The sequence below is a fragment of the Enterobacter cloacae complex sp. 370H10 genome (assembly GCF_050031535.1).
Taxonomy (GTDB): Bacteria; Pseudomonadota; Gammaproteobacteria; order Enterobacterales; family Enterobacteriaceae; genus Enterobacter; species Enterobacter intestinihominis.
In genome coordinates this window covers 2,745,254-2,766,426 of sequence record NZ_JBLGWG010000001.1, presented here as the reverse complement: position 1 = coordinate 2,766,426, position 21,173 = coordinate 2,745,254, and the positions used below count along the sequence as shown (strand labels likewise).

Sequence of the window (21,173 nt, the reverse complement as noted above, 5' to 3'; positions counted from 1 at the left end):
GCGCTTAATATGCAGGAACGACAGGATACCGGCAGTGATGCCCTGTTTACCGGAGCCAGTGGGAACAATCAGCTGGTGGCGGCCGCCAATCCGCTGCTCAATGCGATTCCGCAAATCCGTCATTCGGTTTCCCACGACGATCAGGTCGGGCTGCGCCAGCGCCTGATTGACGAAATTCGCCGTTTCGAGGTGCGATGCCAGCAGGCGGGCTTACCATATGAAGTGATTGTCGGCGCGCGCTACTGCCTCTGCACGGCGCTGGACGAAGCCGCCGCTCTGACCCCCTGGGGAAGCAGCGGCGTCTGGTCAAGCAATGGTCTGCTGGTGACGTTTCATAACGAAACCTGGGGTGGCGAGAAGTTTTTCCAGCTGCTGGCACGTCTTTCGCAGAATCCGCGCGAACACATTCTGCTGCTGGAGATGATCAACTACTGTTTGCTGCTCGGCTTTGAAGGCCGCTACCGCGTGCTGGACAATGGCCGGACCCAGCTTGAAACCATCAAACAGCGCCTGTGGCAGATGATCCGTGGCGTTCGCGGCAGTTACCCGCCGCCGCTCTCGCCGCACCCGGAAGATCGCCCCGTTCTGCGCAAGCTCTGGCGGCCGATGATTCCACTCTGGGCGTGCGTGGCGCTGGTCGGCTTTATCGCCTGCCTATTCTATATCGTGCTGAACTGGCGTCTCGGTGATAACACCAGCCCGGTGCTGGCGAAAATTTACCAGTCCCAACTGCCGGAAACCACGATCCAGCAACCTGCGCGCCAGCTGCCGGCGGTACTGAACCTGCGCGGCTTCCTGAAACCGGAAATTGATGCCGGTCTGGTGGCCGTTAAGGATGAGGCGGATCGCAGCGTGGTGATCCTGAAAGGGGACGGACTCTTTGCCTCGGCCTCAACGGTGGTGCGCGATCGCTATGAGCCGGTCATCGACCGCATCGCCCAGGCGATGAATAACGTCAGCGGCAAAATTCTGGTGGTGGGGTACAGCGACAACGTGCCGATCCGCAGCGCACGCTTCGCCTCTAACTATGAACTCTCGCTTGAGCGCGCCCGTTCGGTGCAAAAACAGCTCCAGGGTAGCCTCTCGCAGCCTGAGCGCGTCAAAGCCGAAGGGCGGGGCGAGATCAACCCGGTAGCGCCTAACACGACGCCTGAAAATCGCGCCCGTAACCGCCGCGTGGAGATTACGCTGCTGGTATCGCCTGACAATACCCAGGCCGAGCTGAACGGATTGCCGCAAGGAAACTAAGGATGCTGACTACTCTACTTTCTATACTGACCAATCGCATTCTGTGGAGCTTCCTGGGCGTAACGGCACTCGCGGCGGTCATCTGGATGATTGGCCCGCTGTTGTCCATCGTGGACACCCGGCCCCTTGAATCAGAGCAGAACCGCGTCATCAGCATTGCGGTGGTCTACCTGATTTGGGCCCAGAGCCACATTCTGCCGCGGCTGTATAACGCCTGGCTGAACCGTAAGCTGATGGACAAGCTTAACGAAAATACCACCAGCCCGGAGGCGGCCGATCCGCAGAAACGTCTGAACAGCGAGGAGCAGATCCTTGCCGGGCGTTTCGATGAAGCCGCCCAGATGCTGAAAAAAGCCCACTTCAGCAAAGCGGGACATGGCGCGCAGTGGACGCAGCGCTTCAGTACGCAGTACCTCTATCAGCTGCCGTGGTACGTCATTATTGGCGCGCCGGGTTCAGGTAAAACCACCGCGCTGGCCAACTCCGGGCTGCAATTCCCGCTGGCGGACCGCTTCGGTAAAACCGCGCTGCGCGGCATTGGCGGCACGCGCAACTGTGACTGGTGGTTTACCAACGAGGCGGTTCTGCTGGATACCGCGGGGCGCTACACCACTCAGGAGAGCGAGCAGGTTCAGGACGCCGGGGAGTGGCTGGAATTTATCAACCTGCTGCGTAAATACCGCCGTCGCCAGCCCATCAACGGCGTGATTATCACCATCAGCATTTCCGACCTGCTTTCGCAGTCCGCTGAGGCCTCCCGCCAGCAGGCGGTCAACCTGCGCCAGCGTCTCTCCGAGCTGCATGAACAGCTGGGTATTCGCTTCCCGGTGTATGTGATGGTGACCAAAGCGGATCTGCTTAAAGGCTTCCGCGCCTGGTTTGCGGATTACGACAAAGCCCAGCGCGATCAGATCTGGGGCTTTACGCTGCCGTGGGAGCAGACCAAACACGCCGATTACGACCTGATGGGCAACTTCCAGCAGGAATTTTCACTGCTGCAACAGCGTCTGGATGCTGGCCTGCCGGAAACCATGCTTAAAGAGCATGACGCCAAAACCCGTGCGGAAGCCTATCTCTTCCCGCAGGAGTTCGCCGCGCTGCGTCCGCTGCTGGCAGACTACCTGAGCACGGTCTTTGCCCGCTCAAACTTCGAAACCGAATTTTCGCCGCGCGGCATCTACTTTGCCAGCGGCACCCAGGAAGGGATGCCGTTTGACCGCGTGATGGGCGAGCTGAACCGCGCGCTCTCCTTACCTGAAGGGGAGGAAAGCACGCGCTGGGATTCGGTAAGCAAAGAGGCGCCGATCCCGGGCGCGAAGGGCCAAAGCTTCTTCATTAAAAATCTGCTGCAAAACGTGATTTTCCAGGAAGCGGGCATCGCCGGGGAAAACCGCTGGTGGGAGCTGCGCAACCGCGCCGTGATGTGGTCCGGCTACGCGGCGCTGCTGGCCCTGCTGGTGATCCTGGGTGGTCTGTGGCTGACCAGCTACGCCAAAAATAAAGCTTATCTGGAAGAGGTAGATGCAAAAGTGCCGATGCTGGAGCAGCAGAGCAAGGCGCTGCAAAACCAGCCCCAGCGAGATCTGTTTGCGCTTCTGCCGCTGCTTAACAGCCTGGTGGATCTGCCGAAAAGCGATGCCTTCGACGTTAACAACCCGCCGGTTTCCCGCCGCATGGGGCTTTATCGCGGGGATGACGTCAGCGATGCCTCGCAGTCTCTGTATCAGAAGGCGCTGGATCAGATGCTGCTGCCTGCCGTGGCGATGCACATTACCACCTGGCTGCGCAACGACAACGGCAGCGACGTGGAGTACAGCTATGAGGCGCTGAAAGCCTATCAGATGCTCTACCAGCCTAAGCATTATGACGGTAAATTCCTGCACTCGTGGGTGATGCTCAACCTGCAACGCAACCTGCCGCAGAACGTGACGCAGGCGCAGCTTCAGGAGCTGGAATGGCACCTGACGCAACTGCTGGAGCCAAAAATTCAGGCTTCACCGTATGCGCAGGATGAGGATCTGGTGGCCCGCGAGAGGGCGCTGATCAACCAGCAGCCGCTCTCAACACGCGTATATGGGCGCCTGAAACGTCTGCTGGAGCATGATGAGAACCTGAAGCCGGTTTCGCTTTCTGATCTCGGCGGCCCGCAGAGCGAGCTGGTGTTTTCGCGCAAAAGCGGCAAGCCGGTGAGTGAGGGCGTACCGGGCCTCTACACGCCGGACGGCTACTGGAAAAGCTTCAACGACCAGATCGACAGCGTGACCACTGCCCTGCACGAGGACGATGCCTGGGTACTGGGAGCGACCACTGCCCAGGAAGATAAACAGCAGATCGACAACGCCGTGCGTCAGCTCTACATGCGCGACTTTATCGTTAACTGGGATCGCTTTCTCGCTGATATTCAGCTCAACAACAGCGCCGATCTTTCCCAGCGTATCAACACCGCGCGCCTGCTTTCAGGCACCAATTCGCCGCTGCGCCGTCTGGTACTTAACCTGAGCAAGGTGCTGACCCTGTCGCGCACTGCGCCTGCGCCGGAAGATGCGCAGAAAGCGGAAGACCAAAGCAACCGCGCCACCCGCACGCTGGAAGCGCTGTTCAGCAACGGTGACAATGCCCCGACGCAGGGCGCGGTTGTGACGCAGGCGCCTGAGCAACTGGTGACCGACCACTATGCGCCGATGATTGAGCTGGCGCAGCCGCTGGAGAAGGGCGGCAAGACCATCGTCTTTGATGATTTTCTTAAGCAGGTTGACGAGCTTTATCGCTACCTGACCGCCGTTCAGGATGCAGCCAACAGCGGTATGCCCGCGCCGGGCGGCGATGCAATCAGCCGCCTGCAAGCCAGCGCGGGACGTCTGCCGGGCGGGCTGCAAACCATGTTCAGCAATATGGCCGTCGGCGCCAGCAGCGACACTCAGCGTCGCGATCTGGAGAACGTGCGTAAGCGCATTAACGTGGAAGTGGGTGGGTTCTGCCGTCAGGCGATTGCCGGGCGTTATCCGCTGGTGCGCAGCGCCAGCACCGAGGTGACGCCGGACGATCTCGCCCGCATGTTCGCGCCGGGCACCGGACTGATGGACACCTTTTTCCGCGACAACCTGACCAACAAGGTGGACACCACCCAGGCGAACTGGCGCTTTATGCCGGGCATCGACGGTAAAACGCTGCCGGGCAGTGAAGGGCTGCTGCGTCCGTTCCAGCAGGCGCAGTCTGTCCGCGATGCCTTCTTCGCAAACGGCGCGACCACGCCATCCTTCAAGGTGACGGTGCGCACCGTGCGTATGGACAATACCATTCTGAACCTGACGCTGGACGTGGACGGCCAACTGCTGCGCTACAGCCACGGTCCGCAGGCGATGCAGATCATGACCTGGCCGGGGCCGGGCGGGACGAACCAGGTGCGTATGCAGCTCGGTCTGGCCAATGGCAGCACCGCAACGCTGGTGACTAACGGTTCCTGGGCGCTGAACCGCTTTTTCGACAAGGCGCGCACCAGCCCTGGCGCGGGTAGCCTGAGCCGTCAGGCCACCTTCAACGTCGACGGACATCAGGTCACGCTGGAGTTTGCCCCGAACAGCATCCGTAACCCGTTCCAGCTTCCCCGTTTCTCATGCCCATAACCGCAAGGACAGCCGTATGACGAATACCCCTGCGATGAACCGTTATAGCTGGTATGGCAAATTACCCAGCGCCGGAGATTTTTTGCAGCGTCGCTTTCCGGATACCCTGCAACGCCAGTGGTCGCACTGGTTTCAGGTCGGCCTGCTGGCCTGGCAACAGGAAGAGCAGCGCAGCGGTGAGCGCCCGTTTTCTAAAGCCCCGGTGTGGAACTTTGTCGTCCCGCCGATGCTTGGTAGCCAGATGATTCAGATGGGCTGCCTGCTACCGGGCCGTGACAGCGTAGGCCGTCACTATCCGGTATGCCTGCAACTGAGCTTCACCCCGGCCGAGTGGTCATCCCGTCTGCTCGGGCAGGCTGAAAGCTGGTACCAGCAGCTTGGCCGTCTGGGGCTGCACGCGGTGCGTAACAGCTATTCTGCCTCCCAGCTGGATGAAATGCTGATGACCATCCCGGCGCCCCAGCCGGTTGAGCCGCAAAAGCGTTCCGACATTCTCGACGTGATTGGCTATGACGACGAGGGTCAGAGCACGCTGGGCTGGCCGCAGGCGGCGGAGTGTTTTGATCCGCTGCGCCAGACCAGCTACTGGTGGACAAACCGCTGCGACGGCTATCCGCTTTACACCCACGTCCACAGCGGAAACTTCACCGGGCAGCTCTTTACGCTGTTGTTCGATCCGGCAGGCGGCGCCCGTCCGGGCCGCCACGGTCTTTACCCGCCTATGTTTGAATAAGCAGGGATCTTATGAATATCGATGAATTTCTCGCGCCGATAAGCCCCGATAACCCCTGCGGTGAAAACCTGGAGTACGACGCTGATTTCCAGGCCATGGGGCAGGCCAGTCAGGGCAAAGCCGAACAGCAGTTTGGCGACACCATCATTCCGGCAGAGCCTGCCGACTGGAACACGGTGGAAAAACTCGCCACCAGCCTGCTGGGCCGCACCAAAGATCTTCGCGTCATGCTGGCGTTAACCCATGCCTGGACGCGTCGTCGCGGGCTGGCAGGTTACGCCGACGGGCTACTGCTGGTGCAGGAAGCCCTGTCCCGTTACTGGGAGCAACTTTACCCGCTGCTGGAAGAGTATGGCGAAACCGATCCGTTCTACCGCATTAACGCCCTCGCCGGGCTGAGCGATAAATCTGACCTGACGGTCGCGGTGCGTAACGCCTCACTGCTCCGCTCTAACGGCGATGAGATTTCGCTCCGTGACGCCCAGGCGCTGCTTGACGGCATTAAAACAGAGTGTCCGGATTATCCGGGCGGTCGTCCACGACTGATCGATGAGCTGGCCCGGGGCGATCAGCCAGGCACCGAAGCGGTAATCGTGATCAACGAACGCCTGCTCGCCATCCGCGAACTGCTTACCGACTATCTCGGGGAAAGTGGCGTACCGGAGATGGAACAGCTGCTGAAAACCGTCGGGCTGGTTTCGAGCGCCTGTCAGGTGACCGATATCAGCAAGTTGCTGCCGAACCGTGACGCGCAGGCTGAGCAGCACGCCGAGCCGCAGCCGGTGACCGCGTCGCCCGTTCAGCAGGTGACGGACTGGCGCAGCGTGCAGGTGACCAGCCGCGCCGACGCGCAGCTGATGTTGGAAAAAGCGAAACAGTATTTTGCGCAGTACGAACCCAGCCACCCCGCACCGCTGATGATTGAACGGGTGCAGCGGCTGTCTGAACTCAACTTTATGGACATTATTCGCGACCTGGCGCCAGACGGCGTTAACCAACTGGAAAACATCTTTGGACGCCGCGAATGACGCGTCCTGGCATTATGACGACAGGCATGGAGTCTGCCGTTTCACCTTCACCGCGCATCTTTGATGGAGAACATCATGGCAATGAGTAACAGTGGACAGAAATTCATCGCACGCAACCGTGCTCCCCGCGTGCAGATCGAGTACGACGTAGAGATCTACGGCGCAGAACGCAAAATTCAGCTGCCGTTTGTGATGGGCGTTATGGCCGATCTGGTTGGCAAGCCGGTGGAAAACCTGCCAGCCGTCGACGAGCGTAAGTTCCTTGAAATCGACATCGACAACTTCGACGAACGCATGAAGGCGCTGAAGCCGCGCGTGGCGTTCCAGGTGGATAACACCCTGACCGGCGAAGGTAAGCTCAACGTCGATCTGACCTTTGACAGCATGGACGACTTCCTGCCGGACGCGGTGGCCCGCAAGGTTGAGCCGCTGAACAAGCTGCTGGAAGCGCGCACCCAGCTCTCTAACCTGCTGACCTACATGGACGGCAAAAACGGCGCGGAAGAGCTGATTGCAAAAATCCTTCAGGATCCGACGCTGCTCAAATCCCTGAGCCAGATGCCAAAAAATGACGAAAGTGCGAAAGGTAGCGAGGAATAATCGATGAGCAACCAGACTCAACAACACGATCAGCAGGCGGGCCAGGCCTTCAGCCAGGACGAGTTCAGCGCGCTGCTGAATAAAGAGTTCCGCCCGAAAACCGATCAGGCGCGCTCTGCCGTAGAAAGCGCGGTAAAAACCCTGGCGCAGCAGGCGCTGGAAAACACTGTGACCTTTTCAAACGATACCTACCGCACCATTCAGAACCTGATTGCCGGTATTGACGAGCAGCTTTCACAGCAGGTGAACCAGATCATTCACCACGAGGAGTTCCAGAAGCTGGAGAGCGCCTGGCGCGGGCTGAGCTATCTGGTGAACAACACCGAAACCGACGAGATGCTGAAGATCCGCTTTATGAGCATCTCCAAGCAGGAGCTGGGCCGCACCCTGAAGCGCTACAAGGGCGTGGGCTGGGACCAGAGCCCGATCTTCAAAAAAATCTACGAGCAGGAGTACGGCCAGTTCGGTGGCGAGCCGTTTGGCTGCATCGTAGGCGACTACTACTTCGACCACAGCCCGCAGGACGTTGAGCTGCTGGGCGAGATGGCGCGCATCGGCTCTGCGGCCCACTGTCCGTTCATTACCGGCACCGCGCCGGGCGTGATGCAGATGGAGTCCTGGCAGGAGCTGGCTAACCCGCGCGACCTGACAAAAATCTTTCAGAACACCGAATACGCCGCCTGGCGTTCACTGCGTGAATCGGAAGATGCCCGTTATCTGGGCCTGGTCATGCCGCGCTTCCTGTCGCGTCTGCCGTACGGCATTCGCACCAATCCGGTCGACAGCTTTGACTTTGAAGAGCAGACCGACGGCGCAAACCACAACAGCTACTCCTGGGCGAACGCGGCTTACGCGATGGCCGCCAACATCAACCGTTCCTTCAAAGAGTACGGCTGGTGCACCTCGATTCGCGGCGTGGAGTCCGGCGGGGCGGTGGAAAACCTGCCGTGCCACACCTTCCCGAGCGATGACGGCGGCGTGGACATGAAATGCCCGACCGAGATCGCCATCAGCGATCGTCGTGAAGCCGAGCTGGCGAAAAACGGCTTTATGCCGCTGGTTCACCGTAAAAACTCCGACTTCGCCGCCTTCATCGGCGCGCAGTCCCTGCAAAAACCGGCCGAGTATCACGACCCGGATGCCACCGCTAACGCGCGCCTGGCCTCCCGTCTGCCTTACCTGTTTGCCTGCTGTCGTTTTGCTCACTACCTGAAGTGCATCGTGCGCGACAAAATCGGCTCCTTCCGCGAGCGCGAAGAGATGGAACGCTGGCTGAACGACTGGGTGATGAACTACGTGGACGGCGACCCGGCTAACTCCTCCCAGGAAACCAAGTCTCGCAAACCGCTGGCGGCTGCGGAAGTGCAGGTGCAGGAAATTGAAGACAACCCGGGCTACTACGCCGCGAAGTTCTTCCTGCGTCCACACTACCAGCTGGAAGGCCTGACCGTTTCCCTGCGTCTGGTATCTAAACTGCCGTCGCTGAAGACGAAGGACGCGTAATGATGATTGCCGGCCCGAAGGGGCCGGCAATTTGAGCGGAAGAGCTTAGTTTGTTTCTGTCAGTGAATAAGGATAGACGGTGAAAAATATACTTTTGATCGCGACCAGTTTGCTGGCAGTTTCTACTCTCGCAAGCGCGGACGCAGGAAATTACAAATACCCTCAAGCGGAAGCATTGCCTCAGGATGACACATCAAACTTCCAACGCGATCCGACGCTGTTGACAGGGTACGATTTAAATCTGAGTGCAGAGCGTTTTGCTAAAGCCTGGCTGTCGAAAACGAATGAACGTGAACGCATTAAGGCAAATATGTATCTTCTCGGCGTAGTCGACGCTTCTGAGGGCACTGCATGGTGCAAGGGCAGGCCTTTTTTGCCAAATACAATACATGAGTTTCTCTATTCTCGTTTTGCGGACTTATCGAAACAGCAAGGCGAGGAACGCGCTTCAAAAATCATCATTGACGGCATGAAAGAATTACGCCCGTGCAAAAAAGGAGAGTGACAGATGAGACCATTATACGAACAACTTAAACGTCAGCATCACTCTTCAAATCACACACGCGCGGGTTTTGCCTCGGGTGAACAGGTTTTTTCAGAAATTGGCTACGATTATTCGACGATTATCAAGCAACAACCGGCATACGAAAATACCTGTGCGGTAAGAATGAGCCTGGCATTGTTAAAATGCAATGTTGAATTTACAGGGCGTTTACCCATAAAGACCGGTCCCTATAAGGGAAAAACAATCGAGCCTGGCGCAAAATTACTTGCCGATCAGCTTTATAAATCCCATGTGTTTGGCAAGGCAGAAATCTTTAAAGACCGCGAGGCTGGTGCACGCTCAATGTTGGGCCGAAAAGGTGTTGTTTTCTTCAATAAAATTGATGGGTATGGGGGTGGTCATATCGACCTTATCGAGCCTCTGAGTAATAATTCGTTTATATGTAACTCCGATTGCTTTCCGTACTGTCAGGAAATCTGGTTTTGGGAATTAAAATAATTATATTCCGGTTTCTAAAGACCGCATTTCTTTTGCTCACTTGCTTATCTTTTTCTGCTCGCGGTGACAACCCTTACGTTGATTTTTATCAGCAGCAAACATACCGGCAGGTGGTAAAAGATTTGGTCCTGGCGCGCTGCCTTGCGCAGGTTGCAGATAAAGGCAGTCAATTTTCTGCTGATGCGGCCCGCAGTGCGAGTGCATTTATTGAGTGGATGCCGTTTGATGCTGAAAACGGTACTGACAAAGTTAACGCCATTATTGGGAAGTATAAAAACCAAATTAATGGTTTCCACTCGGAGCGCAAACCTGATGTAAAAGGCGTAACCTTAAATTGTCTACGTCTTTATCATAGCGACGAACTGAATAAACTGGTTCCGCAGCTCATCATTGGCGATCCTGATCGTACCTGGATTCAGGATAATCCGCCGTAGTAAAAGACTTCACATTCTTTCCGTTCATTCAGGGGGAATGTAAGACTGTCAAATGACACGGGTCGTTTGATATGAGGCAGAGGTAAAATATGGACGGTTTTATTCAGCCCCATGCTTTCCTGTTTGCCATATAAGGGCTTTTTCGAAAGCAATATTGTTCATCCACGAAGAGTAGATATTATGGCTATTGATATGTTTCTGAAGGTCGAGGGTGTTACGGGCGAATCTAAAGATTCTAACCACACCGGCTGGACTGATATTACCTCCTTCTCCTGGGGCGCGTCCCAGCCGGGTAATATGAGCGTTGGTGGCGGCGGCGGTGCCGGTAAGGTTAACTTTAACGATCTGCACGTTAACGCTCTGATCGACAAATCCACTACAGCAATCCTGAAACACTGCGCAAGCGGTAAGCACCTGACCAAAGTTGAACTGTCCGTCTGCAAAGCGGGTGGTCAGCAGGTTGAATATACCCGCATCACCCTGGAAGACGTTCTCGTGACTTCCGTTCAGTACACCGGTGCCGACAACGGCGATACCGTTGGCGTGACCTATGCATTCCAGGCTGCGAAAGTGAAACAGCAGTACTGGGAGCAGACCACTGCCGGTGGTAAAGGTGCTGAAAGCAGCGCTGGCTGGAACATCAAAGAAAACAAAGAAGCATAACAGGAGTGGGCCCGAAAGGGCTCACTTTATCCTGTGCTTTTTAAAAGGGAAAATACTTATGCGTCCTGCTTTTGGTGCCGCCTGGAACAGATTCAGAGAAGTTAATGTCAATGTCGAGACGGTGGGTAAATTATTGGGTGGAAAAGTCCAGCACAATATCGAAGCCGGAATTTTTCAAAATGCATGCCCCATTCGTATGAGCTACGTTTTAAATTATTGTGGAGTTCCAATTCCCGCCAACAGTAGATATGCGACGGTTACGGGGAGTGATAAAAAACGTTACATGTATCGCGTAAAGGATATGATTGCTTTTCTGCCAACTGTACTGGGTAATGCAGATCTGACGGTGACGTCTCCAACACCAGGCCAATTTGCAGGTAAGCAAGGCATTATCATCTTTACCGGTCATGGCTGGAGCGATGCCACTGGACATGTCACGCTCTGGAATGGGAATATTTGCTCCGATGATTGCCATTTTCTGGGTTCTCCCGGTAATGGTTCGTTTATTCCCGGCAGCGCTACGCTCTGGAGCCTGAAATGAAACATTTACTCGCTTTCGTGCTGGCGTTGAATACCTCATATACCTTCGCCCAAACTCTGCCGGACGTTAATACCTTTTCTCAGCAACAGATTTTTGAAAACTGGGTGCAAAATCGCTGTATCGGAAAGATTGCGGATAGTACGACACTGAAAAATGATGCAAAGGCAAGCGCCGCAGCATGGCTGGAAGCCAGTAACCTGCCTGCCGAGAATTTCGAAAAGGCCGACGAGGTTATTAACACCTTACTGAAACAGAAGCTAGGTGGTACAGCACCGGTAAACTATGAGGTTTTAAAGTGCAGCCTAATTTCCCATAGCGATGCGATTCGCCAACTCAGTGTGCAAAAATAAATCTTCTGCAAAAGCTAAAAATTAAAAAGAATACAAGGAGTTTCCATGGCAAGTCCGTCAAACGTTGCTCCAGGTTACTGTGTTGTTCAGCAACCCGGCACTCTGGATTTTCAGGCAAGACAGCTATTTGGCAATGTGCGCAATGAAAAATCCGAGTATTTTATGCAATTGAATAAAGACACTGCGTGGCTCAAGCCTGGACAAATATTAATTGTCGCTGATCCACGTAGCGATAATCAAACACAGCAGATTAATAGTTTAGCCATTGCGAAAAAGAAGGTAACCAACGCGCTTGCGACTTTGGACGTGGACACTGCTGAATTTTTGAAAAATAATTATGATAATATAAAAGCCATAACAGGCTGGGGCGATACAATCGTCGGTGGTGTGAGTGGTGCTGGTGAGTCATATTTTAAGCAAATAGAAAATATTTTAATTAAAATTGAAGCTACCTATCAAAATCAGTACAGAACACAAGGTGCGCTTTTCGGCCAACAGTTTTATGCTGAGCGCAATGCGCTTTTCGCACAATTGAAACCCTTGTTAAATAAAATAACTAAAAAACAGCTTAAGTTTAAAGATTATGCGGATCTTAAGAGAGCATTAGGGCTTTCCACGAAATCAATTGTCCATGAATGGAGTACTGTTGGGATTGGCGCAATCCCAGGTTACTCAACATATATTGACAGAACTGCCAAAATCACCTCTTATCTGAAAGCAGGCGGATGGGTTGCTTTAGGTTTTTCTTTTGTGAACACGTCTAACGAAGTTTATCATGCCTGCACCACTGGAAGAGAAAATGAGTGCAGCAGGATTGCAGTGACTGAATATAGCAAATTTGGAGGTGGTGTCGCTGGTGCTGCATTAGGCTCATCCCTGGCGGCTCCCATTTGTCTTGCATTAGGTGTACCCACAGCGGGGACAGGAACACTCATCTGTGGTTTAGTGGTTGGTGCAGTCGGGGCTGCGGGTGGAACACAAATCGGTGGGTTTGCAGGAGAACAGCTCAATAACTTAATTTTTAGCGGAGAATAAAGTGATTTTTAATAATATTTACTCTGCTGTTATTATATGTCTTTTTGCTGCCTTTATAATCCTGGTTATTTCATTTTATATAGACTATCGGAAAAAACATCGCCAGGTTAACCAAATATATTCGATATTCACAAATCAACAGTTGCTCAAAAAAGAAGATTATCAAACCTGGCAAAATCTTGGATTCTGGGGGTTTGGTTTTCTCACCACAATTTTATCACGGATCTTACAGGGTAAGCGTGTGAGACTCACTGAGTGTCGTTGGCTTGAGCCACAGTCGTGCAATGAAATTTTGTCTGCCTTTGAGTTATCATGGGTTAAGTCGTACAGAAGAAAAATCATTATTGCCACTATTATATTTTTAGTGCTGTTAATTCTTTCCATCGTTAATAATATGTAATCCTATTCTGAAATTTAAATGATGCCTTTCTGAATTAACCCCCAAACCCCGCCGTTTTCACCCCCGAGAGCGGCAGCGTTTGAGCGCTAATCATACCAGCAGGAATACGCCATGCGATTCACGATTATTTCTACGAAACCCGGTCATCAGCCGCCGCAAAGCAGCTGTGATTTTTATGCCCCGGGCGGCACCATTGGGCGCGGTACGGATAACAATCTGGTGCTGCCGGACAATGACCGCACTATCTCGCGTTTGCAGGCCATCGTTCACGTCGACGCCAGCGGCGAATGTCGCGTCACGAACCGCGGCAGCGTCACCCGCGTGGTATTGAATGATATTCCGCTGGAGCGTGGGCGTCAGGTTGAGCTTCAGGATGGGGATATTCTCGGTATTGATGATTATCGCATTGAAGTCAGCGAACTCATTCATGACACCCAGCCCGTAAGCCGCATGGCGGCCAGCATGCAGCAGGCGCGCCCAGCGGCGACACCTGCTCCGGCGGCACAACCGAAACCGGCCAGCGCCGCGCCTCGCGGAAAAGCTGAACCTACGGCCGTGCCGTCGGAAATCTGGGACAGCCTGATGCAGGAGTTCTCCATCTCCGACAGCATCTCCAGCAATCGGGCAAAGCCACAGCCCGCGGCCTCCCACGACCCGTTCTCCCAGCCTGCGGCCCCGGAGCGGAATGCCGAAGACCCGCTGGCGATGTTCAACGATGCCGATCCGTCGCTTGAACGTAAAAACGTGGACCCGGACACGCTGTTCAGCGATGAAGCGTTGTTTAAAAAAGAGAGCATCTTTGACGATGTCACCCCTTCAACGCTGGTACAGCCGGACGAAAGCAAACCTGCCCAGCCAAAGGAAGAGGCGTCGGATGAACTCGATCCGTTAGCCCTGTTTGGCGGGTCGGCGAGCGCGCCTGCCGCGCGTCACGATGACCCCCTTGGCCTGATGGGCGGCGCGCCGTTAACCCATCCGGATGAAATCGTGGCTGATAAGCCGGAGCCAAAGCCTGAAGCGCAAGCCGCACAGGAAGAGGATGCGCTGGCCAGTTCACCGCTGTTCGATCCGGAACCGACTGAACCACAGGACGCGCCGCGCGCGGAAGAAGAGCCCGCGCGTCCCGATTACGCTGGCTTCACCATGCCAACGCCGCAGGCCGTGGCGCGCAGCAACGCGCAGGCACCGAAAGGCCGCCTGCGTATCGACCCGGTTAAAAACGCTGCATCGCCTGCTGCCTCAGCGCAGACCGGCGAGCGGGGCGAGGTGCTTCAGGGCGAACTGCTGGAGGCGCTGCTGGAGGGCATGGGCCTGAGCGAAATGCAGCCGGTGCCGCAGTTTGACCGGGAAAATATGCGTCAGTTGGGGCAGATCCTGGGCATGTTCTCGCAGGGAACCGTGGCGCTGCTCTCCTCGCGCTCCATTCTCAAGCGCGGGGTGAAGGCCGATATGACCATGGTGCTTGACGATGCCAACAACCCGTTCAAGCTGCTGCCAACCGGTAAAACGGTCCTGATCCAGATGTTCGGCACGCCGATGCCGGGCTTTATGCCGCCGACCAAATCGGTGCGTGATGCGCTGATCGATCTGCAGGCGCACCAGTTGGGGATGATCTCCGGTATCCGCGCCATTATCGCCGCCATGCTGCAATCCTTTAACCCGGAACAGCTGGAAGAGCAGGCGAAACAGAACGGAATGACGTCACGCCTGGCGCTGCCGGGCAGCCGTAAAGCCGCGCTGTGGGATTATTTTGTTCGCAGCTATGGCGAGACGGCGGGCGAGATCGAGGACGACTTCCATACCCTGTTTGGCGAAGCCTTCCTCCATGCCTATGACATGGAGGTCAATCAGTACAAAGACTCACAAAGCGGATCGGAAGAAAAATGAATATCGCAACGGCTTCTCTCTCCCGCCAGGGGACGCGCGCCAGCAACCAGGATCAGACGGGAGAAACCATCGGGGAACGTTCAGCCTGCTTTGTCGTCTGTGACGGCATTGCGGGCCTGCCGGGCGGCGAAGTGGCCGCTGAGCTGGCCCGCAATAGCATTATTTCCCGCTTTGATGGCGACAAGCACCTGAATGCGCAGCATATTCGTGACTACGTCCAAACGGCGAACCGCACCATCCTCAGCGAACAACAGGCCGTGCAGGACTATCGCCGGATGGGTACCACGCTGGTCAGCCTGTTTATCGACAGGGATTACCGTCTGGCTTACTGGGCGCACGCTGGAGACAGCCGCCTGTACCTGTTTCGCCGCGGCTGGCTGTGGCACGTCACCACCGACCACAGCCTGGTGCAGCAGATGAAAGATGCCGGGCATCAGACCGACGATCTCAACAGCAACCTGCTGTATCTGGCGCTGGGTATTGAGAATGGCGGACCGGAAGCGAGCTACAGCGATGTCGTGCAGGTTGAAGACGGTGATGCGTTTTTACTCTGCACCGACGGTTTCTGGCACGGCGTCAGCGAAGAGCAGATGAAACAGTCGCTGCACATGGTCAATACGCCACAGGAGTGGCTGACCTTGATGAACCAAATCATTCAAAAGAATGCTGAACAGGAGGGCAAAGCTCAGGATAACTATACCGCCGTGGCGGTGTGGATGGGCAACCCTCAGGACACCACTTTGCTGCATACGCTCTCTGACGCAGCACAATTTCTTCCCTGCGGAACTGATTAGACACACAAGGATTGATATGAAACTTTGGCTATCGGGTTTGGCTCTTCTGACGGTGGCGACCACCGCACAGGCTGAAAACTTCCGCATCGTGCAGTCTCCTGCGCAGAAGCTGGATATCTGGATCGACAACATTAAAGACAATACCCCGCAAAGTTGGTGTAAGGCGGACGTGGCGCTGCGTATCGTGGCGAACGGCAAGAAAGAGGTTTCGGTGCTGGAAAACTTCGTGCCGCGCCTTGGCTCGCTGCTGGAGCACCAGTGTAGCAAACTGAATACCCTGAACTGGACGCTTAACGATCCGGAAGGCACGACGCTTGCCCGGGGCACAGCGGCTAAAGCGCAGGACTGGGCGCTGGTGGTGAAACAGCAGGAAACGGCGGCGGCAACGACCACCACCTCAGGCGCGCTGCTACCGCCTGACCAGAATCCGGAGACGCACACCGTGGCGGCAGATCGTACGCCATGGCAGGAGTTCACCCTTCAGGACGGTTGCCACCTGCGCACCTTCTGGGAGGGCGGTTCCTCCGCGCCAGCGCTGTTTATTCCCGATTCCGACACCACTCGCTGCGGCAACGGCAGCTGGCTCAGCGGCCACACCGTGGTGACGCAGAATCGTAACGGGACGCAGAAAGCGATTCCGGTCACCTACATTCACGGCTTCCCGGTGATGGGACTGAACAACGCGGTCGATCCTGAAAAGGCGCTGATTACCTCCGTCAACAAAGAGCGCATGGTCTTCAGCACCCCGAACAGCGATCAGAGCTGGATGATCCTGCCGTACGACAGCACCCTGAACGGCTGGAAGAGCAACGGCACGGTGGCGGTGGAAATCACCCGTGAGATCGCCAGCGACGACGCCAGACTCCAGGCGCGTATCGCAGAGGTGAAGAAGATCTGGAGCGCATGGGTTGCACCGGGCGCGGAGCTGAATGTTGTTCTGATTGACACGCTGCGTCCGCAGCTACGCGATCCGGCTGTGGGCGCCTGGCGCGCGGCGAATTAAGGAGGGGCTATGAATACGCTTTATCAACGTCTGGCGGGTGAGTCGATTAGCGACGCGCTGCTTCGCCTGGAAGCCGAAATCAAAGCTCGTCCGGCGGATGCCGATCTGCGCGCCGCGTTTGTGCAGTTTCTGATCCTCAGCGGCAACTGGGCGCGCGCCCTGACCCAGCTGAAAAGCTGGCTGGCGCTGAAGCCGCAGGCAAAACCAACCGTAACGCTGCTGGAGCAGGCCATTCAGGGTGAACAGCAGCGGGCGCGCGCGTTCGCGGGAGAGGTACGACCGGCAATGCCCGAGGCGCAGTGGCCGTGGCTGACGACGTTAGCCCAGGCGCTGAGCGAAAGCGCAGGGCATGCGCAAACGCTGCGCCTGGCGGCACTCGAACAGGCCCCGGCAAGCCGCGGGCAGGTCACGCTGGAGAATGAAGAGAGCCACACCTTTGAATGGCTGATGGACGGCGATGCCCGTCTGGGGCCGGTGTGTGAAACCCTGGTCAACGGCCGCTATTTCTGGGTGCCGTTCTGCGCCATCGACACGATCCGTTTTCAGGCTCCGGCCAGCGTGACCGATCTGGTGTGGAGTCATGCGCTGGTCCGCCTCACGGACGGCACCGAGCAGGTGTGTCAGATCCCGGCGCGTTATCCGTTTGATGACGGAGCGCCAGACAGCGTTAAGCTGGGGCGCACCACCGAGTGGCTTCCACTCGACGATGACGGCACCCTGTATGAAGGCATGGGGCAGAAAGCCTGGCTGAGCGAGCAAAGCGAAAGCCCGCTGCTCACCCTGAGCCTGGTGACGTTCGCCGCGGATGGCGCGGATGAGTAATCCCGCTGGCGAAGGCGATCTGCTGCGCAGCGGCTGGCAGGCCCGCAGCAGGCAGGAGAAAGTGGGGGCGCGCGACAAAATGCAGTCGTCACTGCTGGATCGCCTGACGGATAACGATCCGGAAAAAAAACGCGAGTCCGCCAACAGTAATCTGATTACCCACGCCGCGCTGCGTCGTAACGTCCTGCGGGATTTACAGTGGTTGTTTAACACCATTAACCACGATGCCTCCAGCGATCTGAGTGGTCTGACGCAGGTGAGCCGTTCCGTCGTTAACTTTGGCGTGGCGCCGCTGGCGGGGAAAAGAATGTCCGATATCGAATGGCACGACATTCAGCGCAAGCTCACCGAAGCGATTATTAACTTTGAACCGCGGATCCTGCCGCAGGGGCTTCAGGTTCGCTGCGTGTCCGATACCTCCTCATTAGATCTGCACAACGTGCTGTCTATCGAAATCAAAGGCCGCCTGTGGTGCGTACCGTATCCGCTGGAGTTTCTCTTTCGCACCGACGTCGATCTTGAGAACGGCCATTTTGAACTGAAGGATGCGGGGTAATTATGGAAAGCAAACTGCTCGAATATTACAACCGTGAACTGGCCTATCTGCGCGAGATGGGCGCGGAGTTCGCCGAACGCTACCCAAAAGTGGCGGGGCGGCTCGGCATGCGCGGCATCGAAGTGGCGGATCCGTACATTGAGCGCCTGATGGAAGGTTTCGCCTTCCTGACCTCCCGCGTGCAGATGAAAATGGACGCCGAATTTCCACGCTTTTCACAGCGTATGCTGGAGATGATTGCGCCAAATTATCTGGCGCCTACGCCGTCGATGGCGATCGCTGAAATTCAGCCCGACAGCAGCCGGGGCGACCTGAGCAAAGGCTTTATTGTGCCGCGCGGCACCATGATGGACAGCCTGGCGCTGAAAAAAACCGGCGTTACGTGCAGCTATACCACGGCGCACGAGGTCAACCTGCTGCCGTTAAAAATTGAGCGGATCGAGCTGGGCGGCGTTCCCGCCGATCTGCCGCTGGCCCAGCTCGGCCTGAGCCAGCGGGGGATCAGCAGCGCCTTACGGATCCGCATTGCCTGCGATGGCCCGCAGCATCTTGGGCACCTGGATTTTGACCGCCTGGAGTTCTTCTTAAGCGGCCCGGACATCGAGGCGCTGAAGCTGCTGGAGCTGGTGATGGAGCACCACGCGGGTATTGTCTGCCAGACGGTCAGCAAGCAGCCCCAGCGCCAGCTGCTGTCGTCTGACGCCCTGCGTCAGGAAGGCTTTGATGCGGATCAAGCGCTGCTCCCGGACGATCTGCGTAACTTCGACGGCTATCGCCTGTTGCAGGAGTACTTTGCGTTCCCGGCGCGTTTTCGCTTCATCAGCCTGAGCGGGCTGGGCAAGCTGATCCAGCGCTGCGAAGACGAAAAAGCGTTTGATATCTTCATTCTGCTCGACAAGAGCGACGCTCAGCTGGAGCGCGTGGTGGATGCCAGCCACATGGCGCTGCACTGTACCCCGGTGATCAACCTGTTCCCGAAAGTGGCGGCCCGGCAGAAGCTGAGCGAAAGCCAGCATGAATACCATCTGGTGGTGGATAACATCCGCCCGCTGGATTATGAAATTTATGCTGTGAAAAAAATCTATGCCAGTGCGGATGGTCAGCGGGACGACCAGACGTTTCGTCCGTTCTGGAGTACCTGGAGCGGAGACGCGGGCAACTACGGCGCCTATTTTTCCCTGCGCCGTGAACAGCGCGTCCTCTCTGAACACGCGCTGCGCTACGGCACCCGTACGGGCTATATCGGCTCGGAGGTCTTCGTCTCGCTGGTGGATGCGCAGCACGCGCCGTGGCAGGAGAATTTGCGCTACATTTCCGCCGAGGTGCTGTGTACCAGCCGCGACGTGCCGCTGATGCTCCAGCAGGAGCTTGGGCAGTTTATTATGGCCGACTCCATGCCGGTGAAGGCGTTAACCCTGCGTAAAGGCCCGACGCCGCCGCGTCCGGCGCTGGCGGAAGGGTTCAGTACCTGGCGGCTCATCAGCCAGCTGCAAATGAACTACCTCAGCCTGATGGACAGCGAAAACGAAGAGGGCGCTGCCGCGCTGCGTCAGCTGTTAGGGCTGTACGCTAACCTCGCCGAGACGCCGGTTGCCCGTCAGGTGGATGGCGTTCGTCACTGCGTGCTGGAGCCGGTGCACCGCCGCGTGCCGGAACCCGGCCCGGTGGTGTTCGCCCGCGGGATCGGCATCACCCTGACGGTGGACGAACGCGCCTTTTCCGGTGCCAGCCCGTGGCTTTTCGGCAGCGTGCTGGAACGCCTTTTTGCCCGCCTGGTCTCCATCAACAGCTTTACGGAGTTCACGCTCAAGAGCCAGCAGCGCGGCGAAATCGGCTACTGGGCGCCGCGCATGGGTAAAAGGGCGCTGGTATGAGTGAAGTTGCCCCTGCAACGCTGCGCGTGCATCGCCTGACGCCGCTGCCCGATGCGTTCTGGCGCGGAGTGTTCGAGACGCCGTGGCGCTACGATCTGTTTCAGCTGTTAAGACGTATTGATGCCCAGGGCGGTGAACGTTACCCGCTGGGGCGCGCGCCGCTGCCTAAATTTGAGCCGCTGCGTATTGGTCAGCAGCCTTCAATGGGGTTTGCGCCGTCAACGGTTGCCGAGGTCCGGCAGCGGGAAGAGAACGGACTGCATGAGGTTTCCATTCTGAGCTTCGGCCTGTTTGGTCCTAACGGCCCGCTGCCGGTACACATGACCGAGTATGCCCGCGAGCGTATTCATCATCATCAGGATCACAGCCTCAGCGCGTTTGCCGACCTCTTTCACCACCGCCTGACGCTGCTGTTTTACCGCGCCTGGGCGGACGCGCAGCCTGCCGTTTCACTGGATCGCGACGACAACAGGCGCTTCGAAGGGTATCTTGCATCGCTGATTGGCATGGGTCAGCCCGGCCAGATGTCGAAAGGCAGCCTGAGCCCGCATGCCCGCTTTACTCACGCCGGGCACCTGACCCGCCACGGGCGGGACCCGGAAGGGCTGGAGAAGATCCTGCGCAACTATTTCAACATTCCGGTCAGGTTGGTGGCCAATGTACCGCAGTGGATGCCGCTCTCAACGCGGGAGCAGGCACAGCTGGGTGAGGGGCGTCGCCTGCCGCGCATGGGGGAGTCCGCTTTTCTTGGCATTGCGGTACGCGACGTGCAGCATAAATTTCGTCTTGAGATTGGCCCGTTGAGCGCTGACGAATACAACCGTTTTCTGCCGGGCGAAGGGTGGGTCACCGAGCTGCGCGACTGGGTGCGACAGTACGCCGGAGTGGAATTTGAATGGGAAACACGGGTGATCCTGCGCGCCGATGCGGTGCAGGGCACCACGCTCGGCAGCGCCGGGCGATTAGGGTACAACACCTGGCTGGGCCTTCAGCCTCAGCCTGTTCCGCGTGGCGATCTGGTGTATCGCGCAGAGCGATAATCCTTCCGTATACCGAATCATTGTTAATGGAAACTA

The 21,173-nt window shown here is 56.9% G+C and carries 20 protein-coding genes; all 20 read left to right on the top strand.

Features of this window, described 5'->3' with window-relative positions:
- The first annotated feature begins 9 nt into the window (after window positions 1-9).
- The 20 genes from ACQG2Q_RS13590 (at window position 10) to tssG (ending at window position 21,137) form a co-directional block, all read left to right on the top strand.
- Window positions 10-1,248, top strand: a complete 1,239-nt coding sequence (locus ACQG2Q_RS13590; protein ID WP_023300334.1) for a DotU family type VI secretion system protein — start codon at window positions 10-12, stop codon at window positions 1,246-1,248.
- A 2-nt stretch (window positions 1,249-1,250) separates the two neighbouring features.
- Window positions 1,251-4,871 carry a type VI secretion system membrane subunit TssM gene (gene tssM / locus ACQG2Q_RS13585; protein ID WP_426759211.1) on the top strand — a complete coding sequence of 1,207 codons (3,621 nt, stop codon included), beginning with the start codon at window positions 1,251-1,253 and terminating at the stop codon, window positions 4,869-4,871.
- Between the two features lie 16 nt (window positions 4,872-4,887).
- The gene (tagF, locus tag ACQG2Q_RS13580; RefSeq protein WP_006810959.1) at window positions 4,888-5,604 is read left to right on the top strand and encodes a type VI secretion system-associated protein TagF; all 717 of its coding nucleotides are present in this window, start codon (window positions 4,888-4,890) and stop codon (window positions 5,602-5,604) included.
- Between the two features lie 11 nt (window positions 5,605-5,615).
- The gene (gene tssA / locus ACQG2Q_RS13575; protein ID WP_063849145.1) at window positions 5,616-6,632 is read left to right on the top strand and encodes a type VI secretion system protein TssA; all 1,017 of its coding nucleotides are present in this window, start codon (window positions 5,616-5,618) and stop codon (window positions 6,630-6,632) included.
- Between the two features lie 75 nt (window positions 6,633-6,707).
- Window positions 6,708-7,232 carry a type VI secretion system contractile sheath small subunit gene (gene tssB, locus ACQG2Q_RS13570; protein WP_022648413.1) on the top strand — a complete coding sequence of 175 codons (525 nt, stop codon included), beginning with the start codon at window positions 6,708-6,710 and terminating at the stop codon, window positions 7,230-7,232.
- A 3-nt stretch (window positions 7,233-7,235) separates the two neighbouring features.
- Window positions 7,236-8,735: a type VI secretion system contractile sheath large subunit gene (gene tssC, locus ACQG2Q_RS13565; RefSeq protein WP_006810956.1), complete on the top strand. Its 1,500-nt coding sequence runs from the start codon at window positions 7,236-7,238 to the stop codon at window positions 8,733-8,735.
- A gap of 79 nt (window positions 8,736-8,814) precedes the next feature.
- Complete coding sequence (locus ACQG2Q_RS13560; protein ID WP_063849144.1) at window positions 8,815-9,240, top strand: Rap1a/Tai family immunity protein; 426 nt, start codon at window positions 8,815-8,817, stop codon at window positions 9,238-9,240.
- 3 nt (window positions 9,241-9,243) lie between these two features.
- Complete coding sequence (locus ACQG2Q_RS13555; RefSeq protein ID WP_058646894.1) at window positions 9,244-9,738, top strand: T6SS effector amidase Tae4 family protein; 495 nt, start codon at window positions 9,244-9,246, stop codon at window positions 9,736-9,738.
- Complete coding sequence (locus ACQG2Q_RS13550) at window positions 9,723-10,172, top strand: T6SS amidase immunity protein Tai4 family protein (protein ID WP_052952468.1); 450 nt, start codon at window positions 9,723-9,725, stop codon at window positions 10,170-10,172. Before ACQG2Q_RS13555 ends, ACQG2Q_RS13550 begins: the two co-directional genes overlap by 16 nt.
- Before the next feature lie 180 nt (window positions 10,173-10,352).
- Entirely contained in the window at window positions 10,353-10,835 is a 483-nt protein-coding gene (locus ACQG2Q_RS13545; protein WP_014884229.1) for an Hcp family type VI secretion system effector, read from the top strand.
- A gap of 58 nt (window positions 10,836-10,893) precedes the next feature.
- Window positions 10,894-11,376 (top strand): type VI secretion system amidase effector protein Tae4, encoded by a 483-nt coding sequence (locus ACQG2Q_RS13540; RefSeq protein ID WP_023300327.1) that lies wholly within the window; start codon window positions 10,894-10,896, stop codon window positions 11,374-11,376.
- Window positions 11,373-11,726: a T6SS amidase immunity protein Tai4 family protein gene (locus ACQG2Q_RS13535; RefSeq protein ID WP_038416232.1), complete on the top strand. Its 354-nt coding sequence runs from the start codon at window positions 11,373-11,375 to the stop codon at window positions 11,724-11,726. Before ACQG2Q_RS13540 ends, ACQG2Q_RS13535 begins: the two co-directional genes overlap by 4 nt.
- A gap of 45 nt (window positions 11,727-11,771) precedes the next feature.
- Window positions 11,772-12,761 carry a hypothetical protein gene (locus tag ACQG2Q_RS13530; protein ID WP_063849143.1) on the top strand — a complete coding sequence of 330 codons (990 nt, stop codon included), beginning with the start codon at window positions 11,772-11,774 and terminating at the stop codon, window positions 12,759-12,761.
- Window positions 12,762-13,272: 511 nt separating this feature from the next.
- Window positions 13,273-15,048 (top strand): type VI secretion system-associated FHA domain protein TagH, encoded by a 1,776-nt coding sequence (tagH, locus tag ACQG2Q_RS13525; RefSeq protein WP_032624080.1) that lies wholly within the window; start codon window positions 13,273-13,275, stop codon window positions 15,046-15,048.
- On the top strand, window positions 15,045-15,842 hold the full coding sequence (locus tag ACQG2Q_RS13520) for a PP2C family protein-serine/threonine phosphatase (protein ID WP_022648406.1): 798 nt from the start codon (window positions 15,045-15,047) through the stop codon (window positions 15,840-15,842). Before tagH ends, ACQG2Q_RS13520 begins: the two co-directional genes overlap by 4 nt.
- 16 nt (window positions 15,843-15,858) lie before the next feature.
- Complete coding sequence (locus tag ACQG2Q_RS13515) at window positions 15,859-16,845, top strand: hypothetical protein (protein WP_022651409.1); 987 nt, start codon at window positions 15,859-15,861, stop codon at window positions 16,843-16,845.
- 9 nt (window positions 16,846-16,854) lie between these two features.
- Window positions 16,855-17,667 carry a type VI secretion system accessory protein TagJ gene (locus tag ACQG2Q_RS13510; protein WP_063849142.1) on the top strand — a complete coding sequence of 271 codons (813 nt, stop codon included), beginning with the start codon at window positions 16,855-16,857 and terminating at the stop codon, window positions 17,665-17,667.
- Window positions 17,660-18,223, top strand: coding sequence for a type VI secretion system baseplate subunit TssE (gene tssE / locus ACQG2Q_RS13505; RefSeq protein WP_063849141.1), 564 nt, complete (start codon window positions 17,660-17,662; stop codon window positions 18,221-18,223). Before ACQG2Q_RS13510 ends, tssE begins: the two co-directional genes overlap by 8 nt.
- A gap of 2 nt (window positions 18,224-18,225) precedes the next feature.
- Window positions 18,226-20,097 (top strand): type VI secretion system baseplate subunit TssF, encoded by a 1,872-nt coding sequence (tssF, locus tag ACQG2Q_RS13500; RefSeq protein WP_426759206.1) that lies wholly within the window; start codon window positions 18,226-18,228, stop codon window positions 20,095-20,097.
- Window positions 20,094-21,137, top strand: a complete 1,044-nt coding sequence (gene tssG, locus ACQG2Q_RS13495; RefSeq protein ID WP_426759204.1) for a type VI secretion system baseplate subunit TssG — start codon at window positions 20,094-20,096, stop codon at window positions 21,135-21,137. Before tssF ends, tssG begins: the two co-directional genes overlap by 4 nt.
- Window positions 21,138-21,173: the final 36 nt, after the last annotated feature.

Bases quoted from the DNA above. Each gene is read 5' to 3' on its own strand.
- ACQG2Q_RS13590 (WP_023300334.1), top strand. From the start codon at position 10: ATGCAGGAACGACAGGATACCGGCAGTGATGCCCTGTTTACCGGAGCC.
- tssM (WP_426759211.1), top strand. From the start codon at position 1,251: ATGCTGACTACTCTACTTTCTATACTGACCAATCGCATTCTGTGGAGC.
- tagF (WP_006810959.1), top strand. From the start codon at position 4,888: ATGACGAATACCCCTGCGATGAACCGTTATAGCTGGTATGGCAAATTA.
- tssA (WP_063849145.1), top strand. From the start codon at position 5,616: ATGAATATCGATGAATTTCTCGCGCCGATAAGCCCCGATAACCCCTGC.
- tssB (WP_022648413.1), top strand. From the start codon at position 6,708: ATGGCAATGAGTAACAGTGGACAGAAATTCATCGCACGCAACCGTGCT.
- tssC (WP_006810956.1), top strand. From the start codon at position 7,236: ATGAGCAACCAGACTCAACAACACGATCAGCAGGCGGGCCAGGCCTTC.
- ACQG2Q_RS13555 (WP_058646894.1), top strand. From the start codon at position 9,244: ATGAGACCATTATACGAACAACTTAAACGTCAGCATCACTCTTCAAAT.
- ACQG2Q_RS13545 (WP_014884229.1), top strand. From the start codon at position 10,353: ATGGCTATTGATATGTTTCTGAAGGTCGAGGGTGTTACGGGCGAATCT.
- ACQG2Q_RS13540 (WP_023300327.1), top strand. From the start codon at position 10,894: ATGCGTCCTGCTTTTGGTGCCGCCTGGAACAGATTCAGAGAAGTTAAT.
- ACQG2Q_RS13535 (WP_038416232.1), top strand. From the start codon at position 11,373: ATGAAACATTTACTCGCTTTCGTGCTGGCGTTGAATACCTCATATACC.
- ACQG2Q_RS13530 (WP_063849143.1), top strand. From the start codon at position 11,772: ATGGCAAGTCCGTCAAACGTTGCTCCAGGTTACTGTGTTGTTCAGCAA.
- tagH (WP_032624080.1), top strand. From the start codon at position 13,273: ATGCGATTCACGATTATTTCTACGAAACCCGGTCATCAGCCGCCGCAA.
- ACQG2Q_RS13520 (WP_022648406.1), top strand. From the start codon at position 15,045: ATGAATATCGCAACGGCTTCTCTCTCCCGCCAGGGGACGCGCGCCAGC.
- ACQG2Q_RS13515 (WP_022651409.1), top strand. From the start codon at position 15,859: ATGAAACTTTGGCTATCGGGTTTGGCTCTTCTGACGGTGGCGACCACC.
- ACQG2Q_RS13510 (WP_063849142.1), top strand. From the start codon at position 16,855: ATGAATACGCTTTATCAACGTCTGGCGGGTGAGTCGATTAGCGACGCG.
- tssE (WP_063849141.1), top strand. From the start codon at position 17,660: ATGAGTAATCCCGCTGGCGAAGGCGATCTGCTGCGCAGCGGCTGGCAG.
- tssF (WP_426759206.1), top strand. From the start codon at position 18,226: ATGGAAAGCAAACTGCTCGAATATTACAACCGTGAACTGGCCTATCTG.
- tssG (WP_426759204.1), top strand. From the start codon at position 20,094: ATGAGTGAAGTTGCCCCTGCAACGCTGCGCGTGCATCGCCTGACGCCG.